This window comes from Lysinibacillus sp. NPDC097231, assembly GCF_044761885.1.
Classification (GTDB): Bacteria; Bacillota; Bacilli; order Bacillales_A; family Planococcaceae; genus Lysinibacillus.
In genome coordinates this window covers 22,382-48,759 of record NZ_JBIWDH010000041.1, presented here as the reverse complement: position 1 = coordinate 48,759, position 26,378 = coordinate 22,382, and the positions used below count along the sequence as shown (strand labels likewise).

The following is a 26,378-nucleotide window of genomic DNA, read 5'->3' as shown; positions in this document are numbered from 1 at the left end:
TCTGCACGTATTATGAAAGAAGAAATCTTCGGACCAGTTGTAGCGATTACAAAAGCAAAAGATTTCGATCAAGCCATCGACATTGCAAACGATACAGAATACGGCTTAACTGGTGCAGTGATTACAAATAACCGTATGAACCTAGAAAAAGCTCGTGAAGATTTCCATGTAGGGAACTTATACTTCAACCGTGGCTGTACAGGTGCAATCGTTGGTTACCAACCATTTGGTGGTTTCAACATGTCAGGTACAGACTCAAAAGCTGGTGGCCCTGACTACCTACAACTTCATATGCAAGCAAAAACAACTTCAGAAATGCTTTAATCAACGAAAACAGTACATTGCCTAATAGGTAATGTACTGTTTTGTTTTGAAAAACTATTGTGTCAATGAAATTAAAGTGACTATTAAATAATGTATGACACTCTGGCAAACAAAGGGGTTGATTTCTGTTTCAATTGGGTGCTTTGTTGCTGTCGCTTCGCTTTCGCACAGAAAACAATTTGTTGCTGTCGCTTCGCTTTCGCACGGAGCAAAGCGTCCGGGTAACAGAAGCGAGTAGCCTTGAACGGAAATTAGCTCATTTAAAGTGCCAAATATTCACAAAGATTTCTTGACCATTTTGTTTTCATTTTATTGAGTTTACAAGATACATATATAATAGAAGAAACTCATAATAAATTTTTCCATCATCGATAGTTCTCCTTTTTTTAAGCCTCTAAAATGTACATGTCTTTCCCCACTATGCCAAACCATCTTTTTCAATTAACATAGCTCAAAAGTATAGTCAATGTTAATTTTTAGTTGGAATATTTTATAGCATTTCTTACATTTGACCCTTATCCTGAATCTCTAACTTTGATAAAATAGTAGAAGCTAGGAGGATAAAAACTATGAAAAAACTATCAATCATAATGATGCTAATAACACTTGTTAGCTTGCTCATTTGGCAACCCCAAATGGCCTATGCTGATGAGCTCTCAGGACATATGCATGAAAGTGGACTTCGTTATTTAATTTCCAAAGATGCATTGGTACAAGACAAAAATGGAAGCTATCGTCCAAATGACACTGTCACACGCGGTGAATTTGCCACTTACATAGCAAGAGCCTTAAACCTTGAGACGAAAGGTAACTTTACTTTTACTGATCTCCCAGATACATATTTGTTTGCAACAGACATTATGCTGGCCGCTACTGCTGGAATTATCACTGGTTATACAGATGGTTCATTTAAACCAAATGAACGTATTTCAAGAGAGCACATGGCCGTTATGCTTATAAGAGCTGTTGACTATTTAAAAATCCCAAAAGGTACATCATCCATTACATTTAAGGATAATGCAGCTATTTTTAAAGACTTCCGCCAAGACATTGCAATTGGCGCACAATTAGGGCTTATTAAGGGTAGCTCCAATGGCTTATTTTTACCAAAAGATAATGCCACAATTGGCGAAGCATCTACATTTATTTTACGCTTGATACTTCTAGCTGATGATGTTAAAAACAGTGGTGGTAATACTGGAAACAATGGCAATAACGGAAATACAGGAAATAGCGGTGAAACTGGTAATGGCGACTCTACTAAGTTCATCGTAAAAGAAATTTCAAATGGCAATCTTGTTGGAAACCAAGCCTTTTCTAGCTTTGACGCTGCTGAAAAAGCTTTGTCTAAAAACACACTTGTCATTACGCTAAATGATAAAATTATGAAGATGTCATCAGGTTATGTTGTAACGAATGATTACGTAGTCCTTAATTCTGAAACGATTAAAGACCAAATCGCTGTTACTGCTAATACCGAGATGGAGTATTTAAGCAGTGATGCGACACAAGTAAAAGTTCGATTAGCAGGTCACGTAGGTTATTTAAAACATGCCGATGTCACATTAATTCCTTCTGCTCTAAGTAAGGGTCGTTCCTACTACACAAGCGAGAATGGTGAGATTAAACATAATTTATATGATTATAAATCAAATAAATATTCATCTAGCTATGTGTATGGAAAAGCACCAGACTTCATGAAGCAAGGCGAAAAATACTTTAGCTGGGATGGTATGAATTTCACAAATGCTAGTGGCTCTTCGAAAGGTGAGGCCTATAATTACTACCAATTTTTACCTGCCCGTGCAACAACTCAGTATACAGCAGAAGAACTTGATAATTATATTTTGCAAAAGCTAGCTGAGGTAGAAAGCTCAGGTGCTAGTATTTATAAGGATGCAACAAAGAAAAGTAAGTTAATTGGTTTAGGGGAAGTTTTAAAAGAAGTAGAAATAAATTCTCACATTAATGCCATGCTCATTTTATCTCTTGCCCAGCATGAAAGTTCTTATGGTATGAGTGAAAATGCTCAAAACTATAACAACTTGTTTGGTTTATATGTATATGACACGAATCCACTGAATAAAAATTTTGATAGTGTCCCTGCTAATATTAATGAACTTGTAGAAAAGTTCTTACAGCCAAACTACATTACACCAGGCGGTCGCTATACGAATGGCTCGGTGGTAGGCTCTAAGGCAATTGGTTTTAATGTAAAGTATGCATCTGATCCATTTTGGGGTGCTAAAATTGCTGGACACTACTACCGTGCCGAAAAAGCTTTAGGCTTTAAAGATGCAAAAAATCCATATAAAATTGGTCTTACGACAACAGCAGGCCTAAATGTTCGTCCAGATGCATCAACAAGCCAAAGTCCACTTTTCACATTTAATAAAAGCGGCATGCCTATTATTGTAACCGATACAAATGACAATGGTTGGTATCAGGTGCTTTCTGATAAACTCTACACAGAACCAGCCTACATTAGTAAAGACTATGTTAAATTCATCAATACCATAAAGTAGCATCAGAGACTGTCTCCGATTATTATCGGGCAGTCTTTTTTGATTGATATAGCTTTGATTCCGACGCAATTGCCGCTGGCGCTTCGCTTCGCGGGTATTCTTCTGGCGAACGCGGGTATCTCTTTCTTTTTTCTCCTGGTGAGCGCGGGTTTTGCTTCTCTTCCGCGGGTATTCTTCTGGCGAGCACGGGTATCTCTTTCTTCGCGGGTTTTCTCCTGTCAGGCGCGGGTATTTTCCTCTCTTCCGCGGGTATTCCCTTGGCGCGCGCGGGTATTTTCCTCTCTTCCGCGGGTATTCTCCTAACGAGCGCGGGTTTTTGCCTATCTTCCGCATTCTCTCCTGCCGGGCATACAAAAAAATGTCCCAAAAGTGATTGACTCACTTTGGGACATCATGCTTATCAATTATTGTTTTTTATAGTATTGCAAAATTCCGTTATAAATAGATTCTGCAAATAAATTTACGTATTGATCATTTGTCATTTTATTGTGATCTTCATTATTCGTTAAAAAGCCAAGTTCCACTAAAATGGATGGAATGACCATATTACGAATTACGTAGTATTGCTCTTCTTTAACGCCACGATTTTTCATATTTAAATTGTTTACAATTTGATTATTTACAAATGTGGCTAAATCAATATCTTCCTGATACATATCTCCTGTAGAAATAGCATAATATGTTTCAGTACCCTGTGCTGAGGTATTAGCAGCAGAGTTTACGTGTATACTCACGAAAACCTCACCATAGTTTGCACTCGTAAAATCTACACGATCTTGTAAGGAAGGGTACGTATCACCAGTACGTGTCATATACACTTTTGCACCGGCATTCTCAAGCTTTTGCTTAACAATTGTGCCGACTTTTAATGTAATGTTCTTTTCAGAAACAGAACCTTTTACTGTACCTGGATCTTTACCACCGTGACCTGGATCGAGGATAATGATACGATTTTGCAATGGTTTGCCATTTTGATTTAATAGTTTTAAGTAAGACTTATGAACAAAACCTACTTGACCATTGTATTCGATTTCTGCCCAATAACCTTTAATTTGGTTAACTTTAACACTGTCACCTTTATTCAGCTTAAATAACACATCAGAAGTTGTATTTCCTTGACTACGGACATTTAGGTTTCCAACAGTAGCTCGTCCTAAAACATCTCCTGAAGCTGTAGGTGGTGTTGGTGTTGGATCAGGTTGCTCTTCAATATCCGTTTCTGTTGTGCTGTTCGCTACAATATAACCCGGTATACCATTTACCTGCGTTAAATAATAGCCACCAACAGTATTGTAAACTGGTAATTTTTCATTAGCCTTAATAGATAAAATAACTTTTGATGAAGAGGTTGCTTTAACGTATAAGTTAATAGCTCCTTTAGATGTTACTTCTTTTTGGACAGACCCTAATTCATTGCCATCTGCATCTAAAAATTGTGCGTAATCTTTATAAATATAGGCAAATGCACCTTTATATGTTACTTTCAGCCATTTGTCCTCAACTTGATATACTGATAGTTTTCCGCCTTTATCGACTTTACCTACAATGTTAGCATCTGAAGCAGTATCCTTTGTTTTGCGAATATTAAGAGCGTCAGTTGTCACTTGGATTAGCCCTATAACCTGAGTTGTATCCGGTACAGCTGATCCTTTAACAGGTAGCTCTAAACGATACTTCTCATTTTTTGCACGTGCTACAAATAATGAAAAGTGTGCACGTGTAACAGTATTATTCGGTAAATAATTTTTACCTGTCCCATTGGTAATGCCGTTATAGTAAATTGTATTAATATATTCAGCATAAAAATCTTTTGTACTAACATCAGCAAATGGTGAATCTATTCCCTTATATTCACTTGTGTCCAAGTTAAATGCCTTTGTTAATACATAACTCATTTCATCACGAGTTATAGGTTTTTTTGGTAAGAACTTGCCTTGTGTATTCGTTGAAAAGAATCCTAATTGTACAGCACGTTCGACATAGCCTGACATTTCAGTACCGACTGTTACATCTGAAAAGCTAGATTTGTTTACGACTAATGGTTTGTTCCCTGAGGCAACTACAACCATTTTAGCTACTTGTTCTCGAGTTACAGATTCTTTTGGGCCAAAGATTCTTTTCCCATTTACAAAATACCCTTGAATAACACCCAAATTTACTAAATAATTGATTTCTTCATAAGCTTCGTGATTGTTGGGGATATCTTCAAATTTTATATTTGTAGTTGTATCCGCCAATACACTTGCACTATGTATAGTAAACATAGAAGCTGAAATGAATAAGACGCACAAGATAAGACTAATTTTTTTAATGTTCAATGTCTTATTTCCTCCCTTCTTGTTCTCTTAACGTGTTCATTTTAACAAAATTAACTAAATAAATCATCATACAATTGCAATGTTCGACTCTATTTTTCTCAATCACATCCTTTTTTGTGAAATTATCATAAAAATAGAAGAGTCTGCAATTGCAAACCCTTCTCCCATTATACGCTATTTAAAAGATCTTTTCTTGCAATCAATAAATTTTTTAAAAGATTATCTCGAATTATTGTTGAATTCTCTCGATAAACACTTTAAGTTCTTTAATTTTTAGTAATTCGTCAGAACCAAAGCTACCATTATCATTTCCAGTTGTTACACCATTAGATGCAAGAACTGAAATATATTGATTAGCCCAGCTATCTTTTTTCATATCATTAAATTCTACTGCTTCACCATTATTCTCAAGTCCGAAAGCTACTACTAATACTTTTGCAATTTGCGCTCGAGTAATTGGTGAGGACGGATTGAATTTACCATTAGCATCGCCTTCAAAAATACCTAATTTGGCAACAGCTGCAATAGCACCTGCATGTTCATTTGTTGGTTTTACATCGATAAAACCAGAATTTTTGTCAGATGTATCTAAGTTTAAAGCTTTCGCAATTTGGGAAGCAACTTCCACACGTGAAGCATATACTGTAAAGTCAATTGACGCTTGCTTTACTTCAGCTTGTTTTTCTCCATCAAATGAAGCAACGCGTTTAGCGCCTACGTAATGAGAACCCCAATAATATGGATCGTTTACGTTTGAATAACTAACGCCTTGATTAGTTTGAGAGTGGACCATTTTACCATCACCTATGTATATCGCAACATGCGAGATACCACCACCACTTGTATTGAAAAATAGTAAATCTCCAACTTGAAGATCGCTTTTATCAACTGCTGTACCTTGTTGGTATTGTGAGCCTGATGTACGGTTTAATGTAATGCCCAAATCTGCAAATACTTTAGAAGTAAAACCAGAGCAATCAAAACCACTTGTCGTTGTGCCACCATATTTATATGGAGTACCTACATATTTAGAAGCTGCTTCAGTGACTTCAGATTTAGTCGCTGCTTCAGCTGTATCTATCTGAGTTGTTGAAAATAACATAAAAGAAGCAAAAATCGGTAATAACCATTTTTTATTCATACTTTCGTTATACCCCTCTCTGAACTTTTTTGCCTATACATAGACTATCATAAAAAGTGGTATTTTAATTTTTCAATTGTGTAACGAATTCAGAATTAACAAAAACGCTGATATACCAACGTTTCTTGGCATTATCAGCGTTTTAAAATGGATAAATTTAGTTGTTATTTTTGACCTTCGTAACATAAATGTAACATTAGCAACTCTTTGTTACATAACCAATTATTGACTTGAAAACATTTGAACCCAATAATAATCTCCTTTATTATCCTGTGCGACGGCTACACCTGTATTTGTATAATGCTCCTTCATAATATTATCCCGATGGTCTGGAGAAGCCATCCATCCTTTTACAACGGTCTCTGGCGTTTTGAAATATCTTGCAATATTCTCCCCAAAGCTGGTGTAGGAATAATCAAATAATGTCGCTAAATCCCAAGGGGCGTCGTAATAAGGGGAAACGTGTTCAAAATAATTACGTTTAACCATGTCCTGCGCCTTTATAATAGCGATTTGTGTCAGCTTCGAATCATAGACAACAGGCGCTAGCTTATTCTTTTCCCTTTCCACATTGATTAACCGAATGACCTCTTTAGACCAAGTTGTCGAAAGATTTACTGTTGGTATATAATCCTTTGCTAAATAATCATAAGCTACTTCAAGCTGCTTTATTTGTTGCTGAAAATTTATGCTACGTTCAACAAAAACCGCTAACTGCGCACGTGTCACTAATTTTTCGGGTGCAAAATGCTTAGAATCTGTTCCACTAATGATTCCTATATCTGCTAGAGATTCGATGTAGTCTTTTGCCCAATGTGTACGAGGAACATCATCAAATTCGCTTTTATTTTTGCCATCTACTTTAAACTGATAGGCTAGTGCTAGCATTTTTGCAACTTCCATACGCTTTAAAGGCTCATTTGGATGAAAGGCATCATTATTTTGGATAACGCCCAATTCTACAAGTTGACAAATTTCCTTGTAATACGGATGTGATCCAGGAACATCTTTAAAGTTTAATGAAATCGAAGTATCTACGTTTGTTTGAATAGACCGAGCAATTGCAGATGCAGCCTCTGCCCTCGTAATAGCTTGCTCAGGCTTAAATGTATTATCTGTATATGTAGTCATATATTGCTTTGATAGCATATGTTGAATCGAAGAACTTGCCCAGTATGAACTAGACACATCAACAGCTTTGGAGGATGCAGCGTCTACCTTACTAATCCCAGATAAATTTCCAATAGTTGTAGCTTGTAAAACAATTGAAAGTACCAATATACTTATAATCCTTTTAAACATGGCTACCTCCTAAAATTGTGTAATTGAATATCCATCAAACGTTGTAGTAAAACTCCCTATATACATACGATTTCTTGATTGATAAAGTTTCACTTTTTTGGAAATTTCATAGGCTAAAACTTTATAATTTGTTTTATATAGTATAGAAGGAGTTTCCCCAAAATATGCATTGGGAAAACTCCTTCTTTCTAATATTGCAGCATTTTTTGATATTCTTCTAGAATACGGAAGTTATACACTAAATCCTGTTGCTCAAACGTCAAGGAACTATATAGTTTTTGAGCCGCTAACACCTTTTTCTCAAATGATGTGTTGTCTGGATCAATAACAGCGATAGCTTGAACTACTTTTAGAACAGCAGCTACATCCTTTTCCGCTTTCTTTAATTCATCCTCATTGATTACTTGTCCTCTTACTTTTGAGTCTAAAGCTTTATAGGCCGCGACTGCATTCGCTACATCTTCTATATACGTTGGAGAGGTTGGAGAAAGGCCAGCAATTATTTCAACGACCTTCTTTACATCAGCCATACTTTTTTCCGCTTCTAGCAAGATTGAATAATTGGTAATTCTTTGTTTATCTATCGTGTTTAAGCTATCATAATCTTTTCGTGCTGCCTCAACCATCCCAAAGTAAAATTTGTCCTTAGGATTTAAACTAGCAATGCTCTTATATACTTTTATTACGCTATCTAATGATAATAATAATTGGTCATTATAAACGTATCGTCTTTGATTGGCATTTAGCTTATCGTAGGCTTTTAAAATCTTTTGATATTGACTGTTCATGTCTTTGGCAGTCATTAGTCTATCAATATCCTCTACAACACTAATGACAGGCTTCACAAGCTTCTCTTGGTCTTGTAACACTCGGTAATTTTGTACGGCTCTTTGTTGATCCTTTGGTAAAGCGTTGTAAGCCGCACGAATTTCCTGGATACGTTTTACATACTGCTTCGGATCTACAGACGGTAATTCCTCAATCATCTGCATAACATTACCAGCACCTAAAATGCTAGTTTCCGCTGCTTGTAATAAGTAATAGTTTGTTACATATTGCTTCATATCTGCTGATAGCGCCTCATAAAGTGAACGTGCTCGAGTTGTATCCTCAAGGAATGTATTACTTGAAGATTTCAGCTTACTAATTAATTCAATCACCTTTGATACAGGCTCATAGGTTTGGAGAATATCAATATTATTGATATATTTTTTCTGATCTTTATTTAAATTATCATACGCCTTACGCGCAGAATTGACCTTGCTTACAAAATTATTTGATTCCGGATCCAAATTATTAATTTGCACCATCACATTTAAAATTGGTTTTACCGCTTTTTCACGTGCAGTTAAATCTTTAATATTTGTCACTAATTTCTTTTGATTAGAAGTTAGCTGATCATACGCCACACGTGCATTCATAAGCTTTGTTAAGTAGTCTGCATCCTCTTCTTGAGTTAAATCAATAAGCTCGACAACCTTATGTGCCACTCCTTGCTCACTTTCCGCAGCTACAAGTGCATCATAATTAATGATCGCTTGTTGCTTGTCATTTGGTAATGCATCATACATCTCACGTGCCGTTTTCATATCTTGGAAGAATGTCTTGCTTGATGGTTTTAATGATGCAATTAAACCAATTAATGAAGCTACGTCTTCAACTGCCGTTAGATTTGCGTAGTTGGTCACACGTTTTTGTGAGATTTCATCTAGCGCATTATAAGCCTTTCGGGCAGCAAGTACTTTTTTAGTATAATCCTTACTTGTTGGATTTAAGGCGTCGATCATTTGAATAACTTTGACAACAGCTTTATTATTTTTTTCGTAGTTGGTTAAGGTTTTTGCTTGCTCCACTAGCTTCTTCGCATTTTTATCCATTGCTTTGTACTCTGCAGCTAGGTCGGCTACTTTCTTTACAAATGTGTCAGGGTTCTCATTCGCTAATGCAATGACACGGTCATCGAATGCTTTCGCTGTATCGATATAGCCCTGTGCTTTTGTGAGATCAGTATAATTGATAACCTGTGTATTATCTGCTAATGCTGTATAGGCATCTGTAACTACTTTTACATCGTCTTTATAGGTTTTTTTAGATGGATTTAAAGCATTAATTTGAACAATTACATCTATCACAGGTACGATTTTATTTAATTCATTATAATTTAAGACATACTGTTGCTTAGTCTTATCTAGCTTTGTGTAAGCTGTATAGGCAGATTTCGCTTTTGAAATATAACTTTTAGTTGCTGGATCTAGCTTTTCAAATAGAGAAATAACGTTGACAACAGCCTTATGTGATTTCTCTAAATCAGTTAAGATTTTAATATTCGTCACACGATTTTTTGCAGCAGCTGATGGAAGAGCATTGTATTCAGCGCGTGCCGCTAGCATATCCCCGACTAGATCTTGCGATGTACTTAATTTGTCAATTAAATCTCTAACGTCTGCCACTGCTTTTTCTTCAGCTGCAAGTTGCGATAATTTAGCCTCAAGTTTACTTTTTATTTCATCCAACGCAGCAGCATCATTGCCGCTTCCTGTTAAAGCAGCCACTTTAGTTTGTAATGTCTCAATTTGTGTTTTGTAATCCTTCATGGATGGATTGAGTGCATTCACTTGTTTCGATAAATCAGCATATTGGAAAAATAATGTTAATTTATTATTATTTTGAACTAATGCCTTTTCACTCTCTCCAAGTTTGTCAAAAGCCGCCTGAGCAGCTATTGTTTTGCTTTCGAACGTTGAAGATTTAGGGTCTATACTGTCAATTAATTTGTCCACGCTTAAGGAAGCACTATAAACCTTCTCCCAATTTGTCAGCTTTGGTAGATTATTAACGATCTTTTTGACATTTGCCGCATTTATATTTGTTCCAGAAGGTGCATCATACGCTTTACGAGCAGAATTAATGGCTGCCACTTTTGCTGTGCCCGAAGCACCTTCTATTGCTTCAATAAGCCCTTCAATCTCTTCTGCAGAAGCGATATTAGCAGCTGCTGTTTCCAGATCGGCCCCATTTTTCACAAACTCTTTAGTAGATAAACTATCGTATTTTAATTTTAGCTCTCCTACAGCAGTACGATAGGAAAGATCACTTGAAATGCGTAGTGCTGTAATTTGTTTAGAAATATCTGCGGCATCTTTATAAGGTATAAAATCTTGATAATTCGTTACTAATTTCTGTGAATCTGCATCCAGCTTAGTATAAGCTGTTTCAATAGCAGTCACTGCACTGATAAAATTCGTTGCCGATGTGAAGGCTGTCGGTTGCTTTGCCTTTAACTGTGATATACTCGACACTACTTTATTAGCTGCTGACATATTTGTTAAGGCATCCGTATACTTTTTATAAGGTGTCACGGTGTCATTATTTGGATTATAGGCTACAATTACTTTCTTTTGATCTGCTGTTAGTGAGTTATAAGCTGTCGTAACATCTTCTACTGCTTTAGCAATATCCACAGGATCCGCTGATGTTTGCTTCAACATAATAACTAAAGCATCCAATTTGGTAGTTGCCTTCTTTGCCTCATCCGCATCAGTCACTAATTTTTTCAATCTATCAATATCTGCACCTTTACCTTTAAAGTAGGCATTACGCTCTACTTCAGTATAGCCATATTGTAGGGATGTACCACGAATAGTAGAGGCAATACTTTTAGCTTCATTTGAATATGCGTCGTCGAAAGCCATTTCAAAATCTTCTTGGACACTTATATAAGATGAACCACTTGTTGTTCCATTATTTAAAAAATCATCATACTTTTTTTCAACAGATGCGACATCGTCTATAAATGTTTTACTTGTATACGTTAATGCACTAATGCTTTTCTCTATTTCCTTTAATTCATTTAATAGTCGGCGTTGCTCCTCAACATATTCATACTTTGCTTTAATAAATACAATCTCATCACTATTAAAATCTAGCTCACTTAGGATGGCTAAATCACCTTTTGCGATAACCATTTCATCTGCCGTTGAACTTTCAGAAAGCTTTCCATATTGCGCGATAATTTGTTCTTTTGTCGTTGCGGCTGCTACTGCATTAACATAAGCCACTTGCTCTGTTTGAGTTGATACGCGTGATTGTGCATCATTTTCCTGTGCGTTCGCTATAGCCGTAGGTGCTAGTAATAGACTCGTTATGACTCCTGCCGTCAATTTTCGATTCAATTGAACCACCCTTTCATCTTTTATGTATAGGAAAATAATTGTGTTCATTTTCATTTAGATCCATTACTTTAGTATCGGTGTGATACGTGTGAATTCAAGCGTTTTTGGTGAACTTCGCTATATTTGTAGAAACGTGAATATATCAAAGGTATTTTTTAATAATAACTAATTAGAAATACAGGAAGTTATTTCAATTATACTATACAATAGATTTGTATGATGTTTTATTTCATTTGACAAATCGCTTTTTTCTAAGAAATTATTGATAGAAAACAGCTATTTTCATATGTCAATATTGTTTAACAAGGTGTATACTACAAATTTGATGTTTACTATTTTGAAAGAAAGGAAGCTGTATATGTTTTACCATTATAAGTTTTGGCATAGCTTAAGAAATCCAACCTACTTTACTAAAATTGTAGAAGAAGGCGAGATTATCGGATATAAAAAACGTTCATTGACGGTTTTCCTGTTATTCATTCTATTATTCGCTGCACGTGAGTTTTGGGGGATGGGTACTGAGAATTTAACCTCTTTGTTCGCAATGGATTTACATAATGAATACTACGTAGCTCGTTTACTGTCGATGCTCGGTGCCATTTTGTGGGCTATTGTCTATTTTTGCTTCCATTATTACGGGGTTACATACCTTTTACATCTATTAACGGACATTCCCTATACATGGATTAAAAAAGTCCAACTATATGTTGTCACATTTTTATTAATTGAAAAAACAATATTATTTGTTGTTTTCGCAGTAGCTGGCTATTCAACATTGTTTTCATTCTTTTCTTTAGCTCCTCTTGTCATGCAGATGATTGATACGGATTACGTCTTATTCACGATTAATCAATTGACAGTGGCCACTGTGCTGACAATTGTTGTACAATACACATTCCTTTCTAAATGGGAGGAAGAGGCGAGTAGAAAAATGTTAGTAGTAAAAATTATTAGCATCCAATTATTTATGGCCTTATTCGTTGGTTTGATCAGTGTTTTACCACTTAAAGAATGGATTACTAGGGGGTTAGGATAATGGCATTTATCAAATCAAAACCATGGACAAGTCTGGCCATCGTGATGACAATGCTATTAGTCGGCGTAGATGCTTATTTTGTCTTTAAAGACGATAGCAAAGTTACACGATCCTACTTTATCGATGAATTTCAAAAAGCATATATAGGTACGAATTCAGAGCATGTCAATAAGGAAACGATTGTCGCACCTGCAGAAACATACACAATCACAGCCGATGCGACAAGCTTATCAGCAGTGAATGTAAAGCGTGGGCAAAAAGTTACGCCAAATGATTTACTAGCTACCTATAAAACAGAAGAAGTTGATGATGAGTTAACAAAGCTTGAGGCCGAACGTGCAGCCTATGAAAATGAACTATACGATTTAGAAGATGCGCTCTCACAAATTGAGAATGATTATGGTGATACAGCCAATCCGAAAAGCTCCATCAATACGGACCAAGTTAATGACAAACTTTCTGTCACACTAAAATTGGAGCTAGCTCAGCAAAACTCTCCATCGACAGCAGTCGCCATTTTAAATCGACATATCGCGGAGACAAATCGTCAAATCGCGCTAATGGATGCACAAATTGAACAAATACAGTCTCGCCAAGGAGTCGTTAGCCCAGTGGATGGTGTTATTTCCGCCGTTAAAGAGGAAGCTGGGACAGTCACATTTGAAATCTATTCTACTGAAAAAGCAATGCTTGCTTATTTATCAGAGGATGAATGGCAAAAAGTGATGGAAGGACAACAGGTTGATTTTAAGGTTAAGCATTTGAAAGAATCCTTATCTGGCATTGTACTAGAAAAACAAATGATTGCTACAACTGATTCTATTTGGGGCAATGAACTTGCAAAAACAACAGCTTTACCTCAACCAATGAATTATGAAGTAGTGTTGCAACAAGATGATACAATGGAGGACATTCCATTTTCGACTACTGGCAAAGCCTCCATTATTGTCAACGAAGCATCTAACTCTTATAAAGTAGATAAATCGTGGGTTCATGCTACTAAGGAAGGTAAAAAAGTATACATTATCGGCCAAGATGGAAAAATTGAGCTAAAAGATATTCAAGTTGAGTTTAATACTGCACAGTCAGCTATTTTTACTGATTATCTAGATGAAGGAACACCTATGCTCTCCAATAAAAACCGTAATCTTTTTTCTTATTCCTTCCGCACAATGCCAGTTGAGAAAATCCAATGGCAGCATTTTAAAGAATTAGATTGGAGACACTATATTAAATATATAGTTTTTTAAATAACATACGACAAAAATCCGCTTCAATTTCTGTAAGCAAGAAAAGAGCAGCAACGGTTTGCTCTTCTCACAGAAATCTACGCGGATTTTTTTCATTTAGTGATTATAAAAAAAGAATAAATATTTAGTTTCTATCCATAATAAATGAAACCATGTTGTTGTAACCTTATGTTATTAAAATTAAAGTGACCTATTATATAAATTTTTCGGCAAAAAGAGTGGTTGATTTCTGTTGCGATTGGGCGCTTCACTTCGCTCAATCAACTTATCCACCAGACAAATGTTTTAACAACATGTCATCCAACTTTTGAGTTTTATCGGAGCACTTTTCTGTTTTATCGCCCAACTTTTGAATTTTATCGATTAACTTTCACGTTTTATCACCCAACTTCTGCGTTTTATCGATATCCACCTGCCAAAGATTCATACAAGCGAGTAGCCTAGAACGGAAATCACCTCATTTACAACGCTAAATATCAACACTATTTCCCTGATTATATTTTTCAACAACATGAAAAACCCTGTAGTTTTAATCCTACAGGGTATCGTTTGAAGTGATTTTATTATTTTAATGCTAAGCATCTATTCAAGAAGCTTGAGAATTGTGCACGAGTTATTTGTGTGTTTGGTCTGAATGTGTTATCTGGGAAGCCGCCTGTTAAGTTATTTGTTACAAGCGCTTGGATATCACTATACGCCCAGTGAGTCGATTTAACATCTGTGAAGTTTACTTTACTTGTGCCTGTTAATTTATAGGCTCTTGTTAAAATCGCTGCCATTTCAGCACGTGAAAGCTGTCCATTAGGGTTGAACTTCCCTGCTGCTTGCCCTTTAATAATTCCAGCTTGCTCTACTGCAGCGATGGCACTGTAGGCATAATGGCTCTTGCTAACATCTTTAAAGCTTGAATTTTTCGTTGTTGTTAAATTAAGCGCCCTTGCAATAATGGTAGCTGCCTCTGCACGTGTAATGGTCGCTTCTGGTTTAAACGTTCCATTTTCGTATCCTTTAATAAGAGATTTATTATACAGACTTTGGATATCTGAAAAAGCCCAATGATCATTCGTTACATCTGTAAAAATAGGTTTTTCTGCTAAATCTACAACTTTCACAGTTGTGGATGTTCGCACACCATCATACTCACCGATAATTTTGCCTTCCCCTTTTTGTGTAGCTGTAAAGGTTGCCCCGTCCATCTTACCGATATTGCCTTCAACCGTCCAATTTATATTAGATGGGCTGATTGAAACAGGATTTAGGTATTGATCGTAGGCACTCGCTACTTTCATGTCAACGGATGAACCTTTCGTAACTTGGTTGACATTGCTTAACGTAATGGATTTTACTTTGCCTGGTGGCGCTGTATTGACAACTTGTAATATAGCCGATACGCGACGCTCACCGCCATCTGAAGGTACGTTCACAAGGTTCGCAAAATAGCCGCCTGGATTTCGAACAACCATCGCTGTAGAGCCGCCTCCGTCAAGGTTAATGGCCGAAGATGCACCCATTGAGATTAAATAAGAAGCTAATTCTGTTAAACTTACGCCATTACTATGACCTTTTAATCTACCATCTATTGTTACAAGAAACACTTTGGTACCAGTTGCATCTACTGCCACTGCAGTACGAGGGCTGCGCGCTGAAGCAAAGTTAGAATTCGTTGGCATAGAAATTTCCGTCTTACCATTTTTCACCAACATAGGTCCTGCTGCTAAAATAAATTGAGCATCCATCCATTTTTCATCAATAGACAGCTTTACATCAATATCTGTACCTGCAGCAATTTGTTGGCTTAGTTCAGTTGCCAGCTCTTTATTTTGCACCGAAATGACAAAGCCATCTGATGGTACTGTTGAATTTCCTTCTGCACCATACGTCGTTACATTGGATACCGTCCCTGAGAGGCGATCTCCAAAATGCAATACTTGCATATCTTGACTAGCACTTGAGACAACAATTTCTATACCCCAATTATTTGTACCTGTTGTTCGTTTATCAGGTGTGTATAATACTGTTTTATCTGTAGATCTTTCACTATTGATAAGATCAATCGGATAACTTTTACCATTTACCTGAAAGGATAGATTCGTAGAATAGTAATCTGCTATCGCCTTCCCTGTTTTTGATAGACCAAAAGCAACTGGCTTTTGTGTTGGACTTTCAAATGTATCTCCTAAAATACCATAGTTAATAATTTCATTATTTTCAGCTAACAAGTTGGCTGGCATACCATTTCCTAAGAAGTATGAAGCATTGACAGCCCCTACAACACGATGTCCATCATAGGTGTTTTGCTTTGCCATATTCGTCGTTGTTAGAAGGGAATTAATAGGATTCGGTACACCGACTTCAAGTTCTGTATATGTATTATTTAAATTAATATCTAAAACATTTACAAACTCACGAATAGAATTAGAACTATAGGTTTGCTGGATATGTGTGACCTGTGGTGATACTTCTTTCTTTTCTTCTTTTATTTTATTATCAAAAACGGCTGCTTGTCCGTAAGTTGGATTCACTGAAAACATTAAAACGAAAAATACTACTACAATTGTTACTAGTTTTCTTGCCAATTTTTTCACTCCAAATTATTTAAAAGTATGGCACAAAGTCATGTTGTGAAACAAATTCGTGCCAGGGACTTCATTTATTTTGTTACTATATCAATTTCGCCTTGGCGTAATTGCGTCCGGATTTTGAATTGTGCTATCACAATTCATTCCTTTGAAAATCCGTGACATCCGCCGGAGGCTTTATCTTCATTCTTCTGAATGAAGATAAATTGCTACTGGAAGATTTACTCCTCCTGCATGCATGAATTCTAACTCAAGCGTTTCTACTGAACCCGTCATCTTGTAATCTGGTAATTCAACATATTCTGTACCTACTCTCAATGTAGGTACTAGATACACTTTGCCATTGACCTTTACTGCACCACTGTATATGCCGCCTCGACCAGCTAATTTAAGCTTGATCGTTTTTGTCTTTCCAGTTTGATTAACCAGTGGAATCGACACCTTATAGTTCATGCCGAAATGACCAGGATTTCCTACTGCACCATTGATTTGTGAAAGTGAGTTTTCTGTTGTTAGCAAATGGTCTGTTTTACTATTTGAAATGTTATAGCCTACTTCTGGTGAATCTACTGTATAAGCAGGAAGTTCTGCTAGAATAGTAGAGCTCGTCCAGGCACCTCTTGGATGCTTTGCAGATTCATCAATCGGAACAGGATCTGATAAAATGCTTGTTAAATTACTATTATCCTTTGTTAATACTGTGCGAATCGTATACTCTGGCGTCCCACCATTGACAGCTTGAATATCTAGTTCATGTAAAAATCCAATGATATAACCGCGGAGCAAATCATATGATTCAATCACCTTTGTTTCTCCTGGTGCGATGACGATCCCTTTACTACTAGATTTTTTAAGCTTATCATTTAGCGTCGCATCAGCAATGGTTAAACCAATATCATGGCCAACCCAGCTATTTCCTGTTTGTTGGCTAGTCCCTTTGGAGTCGATTACTTCGATGCTTTCAGTACTAGAAGTATTTTGAACGGTAATACCGATTCGTACATCTGTCCCTAACGTATTGTAATGCCAGCCAAATACTCGATGTTTATTTATAGCTGATGTTGATTTCACTTGATATTGGGCAAGCGTGGCATTAGATTTAGGAATCAGCTTGCTCGTTAACGTTTCTGGATTATCACTAATGAATAAATCACGATCTCCTTCTAAACGAGCAGATGGAACATTCATAGGTGTTGATGTAGAACCATAAGATTTTTCAAGGAAGGAGCTTGTATACATATATTGATAGACATAAAGGTACAATTCTCTTTTATCTTCAATATAACGTAAATTCCCACCTAATGCGTTAACAACAAAGCTAACAGGAACATACATTTTGCCATTTTGCATAAATGGTTTTTCTTCCATTGTCACGACTTCATCATTAACTAGAACTTGGTTACTATTTTCCTTGAAAACAAAGCTCATTCCCGCAATTCGCAATTCAAACGATTTATCAGGTAACAACGTGCCAGAAGAATCATCTAAATATTCATATATATAATTAGCCGGAATATAGGATCTCGATTGCTTTACGATAATTGGATCCTTCATCACAATGCGTTGATTATTAATATGTAAAATATATGGGTTCCCTTGAGTCTCATCTGTTAAGGAAATATCAACAGTTTGTGTAGTAGGATTCCAGTTCACGTTCCCACCAAAATTTTCACTGACGAAACGCAATGGCATGTAAGTGCGATCCTTATACATAAATGGTGCAACAGCCATTGGTACCTTTTGTCCATCCACTAAGGCTGTCTTTGAATTTATTGTTAAATTAACTAACTTGCCGTTTCGATTAGCTGACGCAGTAAGTGTTTCTTTCTTCCAGTCCACACTGGCACCAACCGCCTCATACAAAGCTCTCATAGGTAAAAAAAGATAATCGGATTTATTTAAAATTGGATCAGACACTTTGAGAGTCTCACCATTGATATTAATAGAAACATTATTTTTTACGTGAATCCCTTTGTCACTAGCAGCTGATGCAGAGGCTTGTCCAGGCAATATCGAAGCCAAAGCAACTACGGTAATCATACATGAGGTCTTAAACTTACTAAACATCTTAAACTCCTTTTTCCATATTAATTCTAGATCATCTTAACATGAAAAAAGTTCAAAATGCGGGATTACTATCAAAAAAAGTCGAATTAGGTACTGGAGCCTAAACCCTATTCCTGCAAAAGTTCCATGGAAATCTAAGGATTTTCCAAGACCCTATGAACTTCCTCTTTTAATCTCTTGAATGTCTAGTAATTCTATTCTTATAGTTTTCACCATATACAAATCATTAGGAGGAAACATAGAATTAACAATCATTCTACCTTGGAGCTTATCTTAGAAACTGATTTTAGATTGCCAGTTTAAAGCAGAAGCACCACACGAAAATGAGTTACGGACATTACGGAGTTTAAATTATTTGGAGAAAAGCTGTATGTTTTAGACTTATTTAACGGTGAAATCATTACGTACACGATTGGTTTTTGCCCATTGTATAAGATGTTAGAAAAGGCTCTTGATTAATATGAAAAATACTACAACCATTGTTACAGGTTTTCTCGCCAATTTAAAAGTATGGCACGAAGTCATGTTGTGAAACTCATTCGTGCCAGGGACTTCATTTATTTTGTTTCTACATAAATTGCTACTGGAAGATTCACTCCACCTGCATGCATGAATTCTACTTGAATTGTGTCAGATGAACCCTTCATTTTGTAACTTGGTAGTTCAACATATTCTGTACTTGCTCTTAGAGAAGGGACTAGATACACGTTGCCATTAACCTTTACGGCACCACTGTATAAACCGCCTCGACCAGCTAATTTAAGCTTGATTGTTTGTGTCTTGCCAGTTTCATTGACAAGTGGAATCGACACCTTATAGTTCATGCCGAAATGACCCGGATTCCCCATTGCACCATTGATTTGTGATAGTGAGTTTTCTGCCGTTTGCAAATTATCTGTTCTACCATTTGAAATGTTATAGCCGACCTCTGGTGAATCTACTTTATAAGCAGGAAGTTCTGCTAGAATAGTAGAGCTCGTCCAGGCACCTCTTGGATGCTTTGCATATTCATCTATCGCCACAGGATCTGATAGAATACTTGTTAAATCACTTTGATCCTTTGTTAATACTGTGCGAATCGTATACTCTGGCTTCCCACCATTGACAGCTTGAATATCGAGATCATGTAAAAATCCAATGATATAATCGTGGAACAAATCATATGATTCGATTACCTTCGTTTCCCCTGGTGCGATGACAATTCCTTTACTACTAGATTTTTTCAGCTTTTCATTTAATGTTGCATCAGCAAGGGTTAAACCAATATCATGACCAACCCAGTTATTCCCAGTCTTTTGGTTAATCCCTTTTGAATCAATGACCTTGATGCTTTCCGTGCTAGAATTATTCTGAACCGTAATACCAATCTGCACTTCTGACCCTAAAGTATTGTAATGCCATCCAAAAATTCGGTGTTTATTTGTTCCTGCATCAGCTTTCACTTGATATTGAGCAAGCGTTGCATTTGATTTAGGAACCAGCTTGCGCGTTAACGTTTCAGGATTATCACTAATCATCAAATCACGATCTCCTTCTAAACGAGCAGAAGGGACAGGCTCAGGCGCTGATGTAGCACCATAAGATTTTTCAAGGAAGGAACTTGTATACATATAGTGATAGACATAAAGGTACATTTCTTTTTTCTCGGTAATATAACGTAAATTCCCACCTAATGCGTTGACAATAAAGGAAGCAGGGACATACATTTTGCCATTTTGCATAAATGGTTTTTCTTCCATTGTGACAACTTCGTCATTTACTAGAACTTGGTTACTATTTTCCTTGAAAATAAAGCTCATTCCCGAAATTTGCAATTCGAACGAGTTATCCGGTAGCCATTTGCCAGAAGATTCTTCTAAATATTCATATATATAATTAGCAGGAATATAGGATCTCCCTTGCTTCGTGACAATTGGATCCTTCATCACAATACGTTGATTATTAATATGTAGAATATAAGGATCTTCCTGAGGTTGTCCTGACGTTCCATCTGTTAAAGTAATATCAACCGTTTGTGTAGTAGCATCCCAATTAACAGTTCCGTCAAAGTTTTCGCTGACGAAACGCAATGGCATATACGTCCGGTCCTTATACATAAATGGCGCCACATCCATAGACACCGCTTGTCCATCAACTAAGGCAGTCATTGAATCTATTGTTAAATCAACCACTTTGCCATTGCGAGTAGCTGACGCAGTAAGTGATTCATTATTCCAGTCAACACTCGCACCAACCGCCTCATACAAAGCTCTCATTGGTAAAAGAAGAAAGTCAGATTTATTTAAAATAGGATCATTCACCCGCAGAGTTTCTCCATTAATATTAATAGAAACATTATTTTTCACTTGAATTCCTTTGTCACTAGCAGCAGATGCAGAAGCTTGTCCAGGTAATATCGAAGCCAAAGCAACCGCGGTAATCATACATGAAGTCTTAAATTTTTTAAACATTCCAATCTCCTTTTTCCACAATTAGTCTATACACCATCTTAACATGAAAAAAGTCCAATATGTGGGATTTTTATCGAAAAAAGTTGAATTAGGTACGGTAAGCCTAGCCCTCATTCCACCTAAAGCTCCAAATAGATTCAAGGATTTACAAAAAGCTACCAATATGGTGGACAACACTTATGTATGAACACTATCCTTTCTTGACTATGAGGTTAATATAAATATAAAACAATGTTAAAGCTTAAAACTTATGCTACTTGTCACCTTCGCTTACAATCTAAAATAAATTTAGATATAAAAAAATACTTCTCAAGTAGGTTCTTTCTTAAAGGCACGTATCGGACTTTGCTACCCTTTAAATTGATGGGCAAATCCAATGTTCCAAAACATCAATTCCGATAATTTTCCCTGCTTCTACAAGTCTTTCGTTATAGCAATATCTTCAGATGAAGGTGTACTGTCATCCGATGAATGATTGTGTAAGGCAAAAATACTTGCACTGTTTGAAAGGATTGCTGCCTTTATGATGTCGCTAGGTTGGGCAATGCTGATATTGATGAAACCAATGTGAACAATTTGAAAACAGTTAATTTCGTTACAAGTACTTAAACAAGCGATTGCAAAAACTTCTCTGTCACTCCCCCTTACTATCTCTTGAAATATTTTGTAGGCATCATGAGGTGTCGAATACATCTATCTTTATTGTTTTTTCCCAAACTAAATTCACCTGTACAATGTCTACAAGCTGTACAGGTACATGATGTTTCTTCCAAATAAATTCTTCCTTCAAATGTAAAAACCTTCACTCCTGTTGACGAAGTAAAGGCTAATAAATTATTGCATTAATAATATATTAACTGTTTGAAGTGCCTGTTATTATGGTTTTGATTTTACAAGTTCAGAAGGGTTAGGCATCCAGGCTAACGGAACAGTTTACCAGGCATCAAAACTTCCCTGATGAATACAAGATAAATAGTTAGAAAAGCCCCATGGCGTTTAACTAATTAAAGTTATATCCATGGGGTCATAATCTACTTATTTCACTAGCAAGCTAGCTTATAAAGTAACATTTCGTTTAGTTTTTATTGAGGGTTAACTACATCAACAGCGAAATCAGTAGTTACATTTCCTTTTGCATCTTTAACAGTGATAACAGCTGTTGTGCTATCTTTTAAAGTTACATTAGTAATTTTAACACCTGCTGCAAATCCTTGTGAAGCAACTTGAGCTGGAGTTGTAGTAATAGTTAAAGTATTTCCAGTTGAAGATGCAACAGTACCAGTTAATGTACCAGTAGAAACACCACCAGCTAATGTGAAGTTAACTACAAAGTTATCAATAGTACCAGTTGTAATAGCTTCATCAAATGTTAACACTAATTCATCACTAACAGCATTGAATACAGCTTTAGTTACTTTAGGAGCAACTACATCAGTTGCAGCAGCTAAAGATGTGCTTAGTGCAGCTGAAGAACCAAAACCAACAGTAGTACTAGCTGTGTTAGCAGCTGTTGCTAAATCATAAAGAGCTGCTTCTTTATCTGAAGCTGTAGTGTAAGTATCGTAACCTTTTAAGTCAAGACCTAGTACTGATGCATTGTCTTTTAATGCTTTTTCTGCAGCAGCATATTTAGCATCACCAGTTGTTGGTGCAGTACCAGTACCATATAGAGCAAGTAATGAAACATTTACACTAGCTAATGCAGCGTCTTGAATTGAACCATTTGTAACAACTGTTGCTTTGAAAGTAGTTACAGCAGCTTTTAACGTATTATCTGCAGTAGTTAAAGCAGTTTTGTTAGCATTTGTTCCAGCAGATGATTTAACAGTGCCATTCACAACTGCAGTTTTATTAGCTTTTGCAGCTAAAATATCAGCTTTAAGGATATCAATATTAGCTTGAGTGTATTGACCTACAGCAGTACCAACTACAGCATTTTTAACTACAGTTTCTGCATCAGCAATTGTTGCATCAAGATCAGCGATTGCAGCAGCAGTGTCTTTTGCAGCAGCAGCTAAGGCATTATATGCAGTTTGGAATGCTAATGGGCTTGCATAAAGTTGAGTTCCTAAATCAATTAATACTTCATCAGCAATATCATCTTGGTCAGCTTTAGTGAAATTATTGAATCCGTCTAATTTCTTAAGTGCTGCAAGAACTTGTGCATGATTAGTAGCAGCATTAACTTGGTTGAATACAGATGTTAATTCACCTGGGTTTGTAGTAGTTGGATCAACTACATTGAAAGTTAATTTACCTTCTGAATCTTTACTTACAGTTACAGGAGCGCCTACTTTTAGGTAATCTGCTTTGAATGCAGCTAATGTAGGAACTACAGAACCTTTGTTTAGGTAAGTTGCATCAAGTAAGCTGTATGGAACACCGTCAATGTATACAACTTCTTTATCAACTTTTGTAACTGTACCAGATACTGCAACTGTAGATGTAGCAGCAAAAATAACTGTTATAGAATCAGTTGATGGAAGTACTCCTGCACCAACACGTGAAGCTGTTGCATATGCAGTTGCTGAACCAGCTTTATCTGCAGTTACTTTAATTGATTTAGATAATTCACCAGCAGCAATTGTAGCTGTTACTGTACGTGGGTTACCTGGAGCAACTGTTACAGTGCCTTCAGTAGCGCCAGTTACTGTTAATTCACTTGTACCAGCTGTTACATTAAATGATACGTTAGTAGCAGTTTTATAAGCACGTGGTTTACCATTTTGGTCAACTAAATTGTACTTATATTCTACAAACTCAGAACCACCAGCTAATACTGATTTAGTGTCATCACCTTTAGAATCAAGTGCTTCTAGTTCAGCTTGGTATTGAACTTCTTTAGTGAAGTAAGTTGCTGCACCTTTAGCTTGTAAATCAGATGCGTCTAATAGTGATTTATTTTTATCTGGACCAGTACCATTGTTGATAAATACGATTGGCTCAGCAAATGCTTGCTCATCTTTTGAAGTAACTGTGAATTCAACTTTTCCTTCTTTTCCTTTAACAGGCACTTGGTAATAAGTGTTGCCATCTTGACGAGCAACATAATGAGCTAACTCTTTACCATCTTCATCTACTAAATAAGTTGGATGTTTTGCATCATATGCAAGTGCAACAAGTACTGTGTCACCAGCTTTAGCAGGTTTTCCATCTTTATCTACATAAGTAGCTACGTAATCACGACCACCTGTTTGTTTGCCATCAAGAGCAATTGCAGCGTTCGCTACACCCTTAGCTTCAATAGTTAAGCCTAAAGTATGTTTAATATCAAATGATACTTCTGCAGCTTTTGCTTGTAATGCTGTTGGGTTATATAGAATGTTTGCGAAATCAGTAATTCTAGAACCTGGATTATTGTTGTTGAAGAAATTGTAATTAGTTTTTAATACACCTTCATAAACTACAGGTTTAACTTTACCGTTTGTACCACTTAATACTAAGTTTGCTTTACCTTTTGAATCAAGTAAAACAGGAACTACACGATTAGCACCATTTGTAATTTCATATGGGTATTGATCAGTATTTGCAGGAGTTTCTGTGATATTATTCACAGCATTTTGTGTCCATAAACCAGTACCTTCAACGAATACTGAACGAGTTAATTTGTCAGTTGTTACACCAAGATTGTTTTCGAATGCAACAAATACATATTGACCAGCTTTTGCAGGTGCGCTGATTTCATATACTTTTTTAGCACCGTTTGATAATACATTGTCCGCAGTTTTTTCTGTGATAGCTAATTGAATTTCGTTAGCCCAGTAAACTTTTGCACTTGAGAACACAGTAGATTTGCTTGTTGCATAAGCAGTTACAGAATCAACTGAAGCGTAGTAACGAGTGTAAGAATAAGTAGCTACGCCCTCAGCATTTGTGTAAGCTACTTTTTCAATTTTTTCGTTAGTATTTTTATCGTTAACGATGTTGAAAGTCACAGGAATATTTTCTTTAGATTGACCTTCAGGAACTGTTACTTGTGCTTTAAGAGAAACTTCTTTACCGATTACACCTTGTTCAGATGTAGATGTAAGTTTAACAGCTGTTGGAATTACAGCTTCGATACCTTTAAATTTACCGATTGTTTCGCCATCAAGAGTTACTACGTACTCTTTGTCAGCAGTTTGAGCTTCAGTAGTTAATACAACAACTTTTTTGTTAGTTTGTTTAACAGCTGCGTCTTTAACTTCTAAGCCTTCGATTTTGAATTTAAGAGCTTCTACGTTATCAACTTCTTCGTCGAATGTTACTTCAACAGTTGTGTTGTTGATAGCTTTTACAGATGCATCAACTGGAGTTTCAGCTTCACCTAGATCAAGCGTACGAGCGAATACTACTGCGAAGTCTTGACGAGTGATTGAAGCGTTAGGGTTAAGGTTTAATTTACCGTTTACTTCAGAACCAGTGAATACGCCGTTAGCTACAGCTGTTTCTAAGTAAGATTTAGCCCATGGTTTAACTGAAGAAGCGTCAGCGAATTGGCTTAGGCTTTCGCTACCTTCTAAACCGAAAGCATCTACAAGAATTTTAGCTGCTTCTGAACGAGTTAAAGTTTTGTTAGGTGCGAATTCAGTAGCACTAACACCTTCAAAAATTCCGTTTTCTACAACTGCTGCTACGTAATCAGCGTACCAAGCACCTGCTTTAACGTCTTTGAAATCTACAGAACCTTCTGCTTCTAAATCTAACGCGCTTGCGAAGATTTTAGCCGCTTCTGCACGAGTAATTGTGTTAGTTGGGTTGAAGTTACCTTTTTCATCCCCTTGAATTACTCCAGAGTCTACTAAAGATTGAACTGCTTCTTTAGCGTAACCAGAGATTTTGTTGTAGTCATTTAATTGTGCAGCAGATGCTACAGGAACGATTGCTGATGCAACAAGTGCAGCTGTTGCTGATGCCGCGAAAAACTTACGGCCTTTGTTTTGCTTTGCCATTAATGTATTCCTCCCTAATATTTCCTTAAATTGATATTATTCCAATGAAAACTATAGTACCGCCTTATTAGTTGCCTAAATGTATGTATTATAGCTTCCTCGAATAATACAAAACTAAAGCAAATTTTTCGGTAAATCCACTAGAAAAAGAGTAGTAGAATACCATTCTAGTAAGATCATTCACTTTCTACAATAATATAACACTATCTTTATCTAAATTCAAGCATTAATCCATAATTTTAGCTATAGAGGATTTTTTTCCCCAGCAAATTATGGTATTCAT

14 protein-coding genes and 1 pseudogene are annotated in these 26,378 nt (G+C 36.4%); 6 read left to right on the top strand and 9 right to left on the bottom strand.

Annotated elements, in window-relative coordinates:
* The 3 genes from ACIQXF_RS19885 to ACIQXF_RS19875 form a co-directional block, all read left to right on the top strand.
* Positions 1 to 324 (top strand): aldehyde dehydrogenase family protein (locus ACIQXF_RS19885; RefSeq protein ID WP_402786534.1); only part of this gene is annotated, 324 nt, incomplete at its 5' end.
* Positions 325 to 893: 569 nt separating this feature from the next.
* Positions 894 to 2,849 (top strand): S-layer homology domain-containing protein, encoded by a 1,956-nt coding sequence (locus tag ACIQXF_RS19880; protein ID WP_402786531.1) that lies wholly within the window; start codon positions 894 to 896, stop codon positions 2,847 to 2,849.
* Positions 2,850 to 2,903: 54 nt separating this feature from the next.
* Positions 2,904 to 3,152, top strand: a complete 249-nt coding sequence (locus ACIQXF_RS19875; RefSeq protein ID WP_402786528.1) for a hypothetical protein — start codon at positions 2,904 to 2,906, stop codon at positions 3,150 to 3,152.
* 101 nt (positions 3,153 to 3,253) lie between these two features.
* Here ACIQXF_RS19875 and ACIQXF_RS19870 read toward each other — a convergent pair whose 3' ends face one another.
* The 4 genes from ACIQXF_RS19870 to ACIQXF_RS19855 all read right to left on the bottom strand — a co-directional run bounded on the left by ACIQXF_RS19870 (position 3,254) and on the right by ACIQXF_RS19855 (position 11,791).
* Entirely contained in the window at positions 3,254 to 5,167 is a 1,914-nt protein-coding gene (locus tag ACIQXF_RS19870; protein ID WP_402786525.1) for an N-acetylmuramoyl-L-alanine amidase, read from the bottom strand.
* A gap of 229 nt (positions 5,168 to 5,396) precedes the next feature.
* The gene (locus ACIQXF_RS19865) at positions 5,397 to 6,308 is read right to left on the bottom strand and encodes a C40 family peptidase (RefSeq protein WP_402786522.1); all 912 of its coding nucleotides are present in this window, start codon (positions 6,306 to 6,308) and stop codon (positions 5,397 to 5,399) included.
* Positions 6,309 to 6,530: 222 nt separating this feature from the next.
* The gene (locus ACIQXF_RS19860) at positions 6,531 to 7,610 is read right to left on the bottom strand and encodes a CAP and S-layer homology domain-containing protein (protein WP_402786519.1); all 1,080 of its coding nucleotides are present in this window, start codon (positions 7,608 to 7,610) and stop codon (positions 6,531 to 6,533) included.
* 188 nt (positions 7,611 to 7,798) lie between these two features.
* Complete coding sequence (locus ACIQXF_RS19855; protein ID WP_402786540.1) at positions 7,799 to 11,791, bottom strand: cell wall-binding protein; 3,993 nt, start codon at positions 11,789 to 11,791, stop codon at positions 7,799 to 7,801.
* Between the two features lie 349 nt (positions 11,792 to 12,140).
* Between ACIQXF_RS19855 and ACIQXF_RS19850 the strand changes: the two genes are divergently transcribed.
* The gene (locus ACIQXF_RS19850) at positions 12,141 to 12,818 is read left to right on the top strand and encodes a hypothetical protein (RefSeq protein ID WP_402786516.1); all 678 of its coding nucleotides are present in this window, start codon (positions 12,141 to 12,143) and stop codon (positions 12,816 to 12,818) included.
* Positions 12,818 to 14,068 (top strand): efflux RND transporter periplasmic adaptor subunit, encoded by a 1,251-nt coding sequence (locus ACIQXF_RS19845; RefSeq protein WP_402786513.1) that lies wholly within the window; start codon positions 12,818 to 12,820, stop codon positions 14,066 to 14,068. Before ACIQXF_RS19850 ends, ACIQXF_RS19845 begins: the two co-directional genes overlap by 1 nt.
* 563 nt (positions 14,069 to 14,631) lie before the next feature.
* Here ACIQXF_RS19845 and ACIQXF_RS19840 read toward each other — a convergent pair.
* The gene (locus ACIQXF_RS19840) at positions 14,632 to 16,644 is read right to left on the bottom strand and encodes an S-layer homology domain-containing protein (RefSeq protein ID WP_402786510.1); all 2,013 of its coding nucleotides are present in this window, start codon (positions 16,642 to 16,644) and stop codon (positions 14,632 to 14,634) included.
* Positions 16,645 to 16,830: 186 nt separating this feature from the next.
* A complete protein-coding gene (locus ACIQXF_RS19835; protein WP_402786507.1) occupies positions 16,831 to 18,714 on the bottom strand; it encodes a copper amine oxidase N-terminal domain-containing protein in 1,884 nt (627 codons plus the stop codon).
* A 283-nt stretch (positions 18,715 to 18,997) separates the two neighbouring features.
* Between ACIQXF_RS19835 and ACIQXF_RS19830 the strand changes: the two are divergent.
* Positions 18,998 to 19,170: pseudogene (locus ACIQXF_RS19830) on the top strand (IS3 family transposase); the annotation flags it as partial.
* 101 nt (positions 19,171 to 19,271) lie between these two features.
* Here ACIQXF_RS19830 and ACIQXF_RS19825 read toward each other — a convergent pair.
* The 3 genes from ACIQXF_RS19825 to ACIQXF_RS19815 form a co-directional block, all read right to left on the bottom strand.
* A complete protein-coding gene (locus tag ACIQXF_RS19825) occupies positions 19,272 to 21,164 on the bottom strand; it encodes a copper amine oxidase N-terminal domain-containing protein (protein ID WP_402786504.1) in 1,893 nt (630 codons plus the stop codon).
* A 414-nt stretch (positions 21,165 to 21,578) separates the two neighbouring features.
* Positions 21,579 to 21,857, bottom strand: a complete 279-nt coding sequence (locus ACIQXF_RS19820) for a JAB domain-containing protein (RefSeq protein WP_402786501.1) — start codon at positions 21,855 to 21,857, stop codon at positions 21,579 to 21,581.
* Positions 21,858 to 22,246: 389 nt separating this feature from the next.
* Positions 22,247 to 26,095: an S-layer homology domain-containing protein gene (locus ACIQXF_RS19815; RefSeq protein ID WP_402786498.1), complete on the bottom strand. Its 3,849-nt coding sequence runs from the start codon at positions 26,093 to 26,095 to the stop codon at positions 22,247 to 22,249.
* Positions 26,096 to 26,378 lie beyond the last annotated feature (283 nt).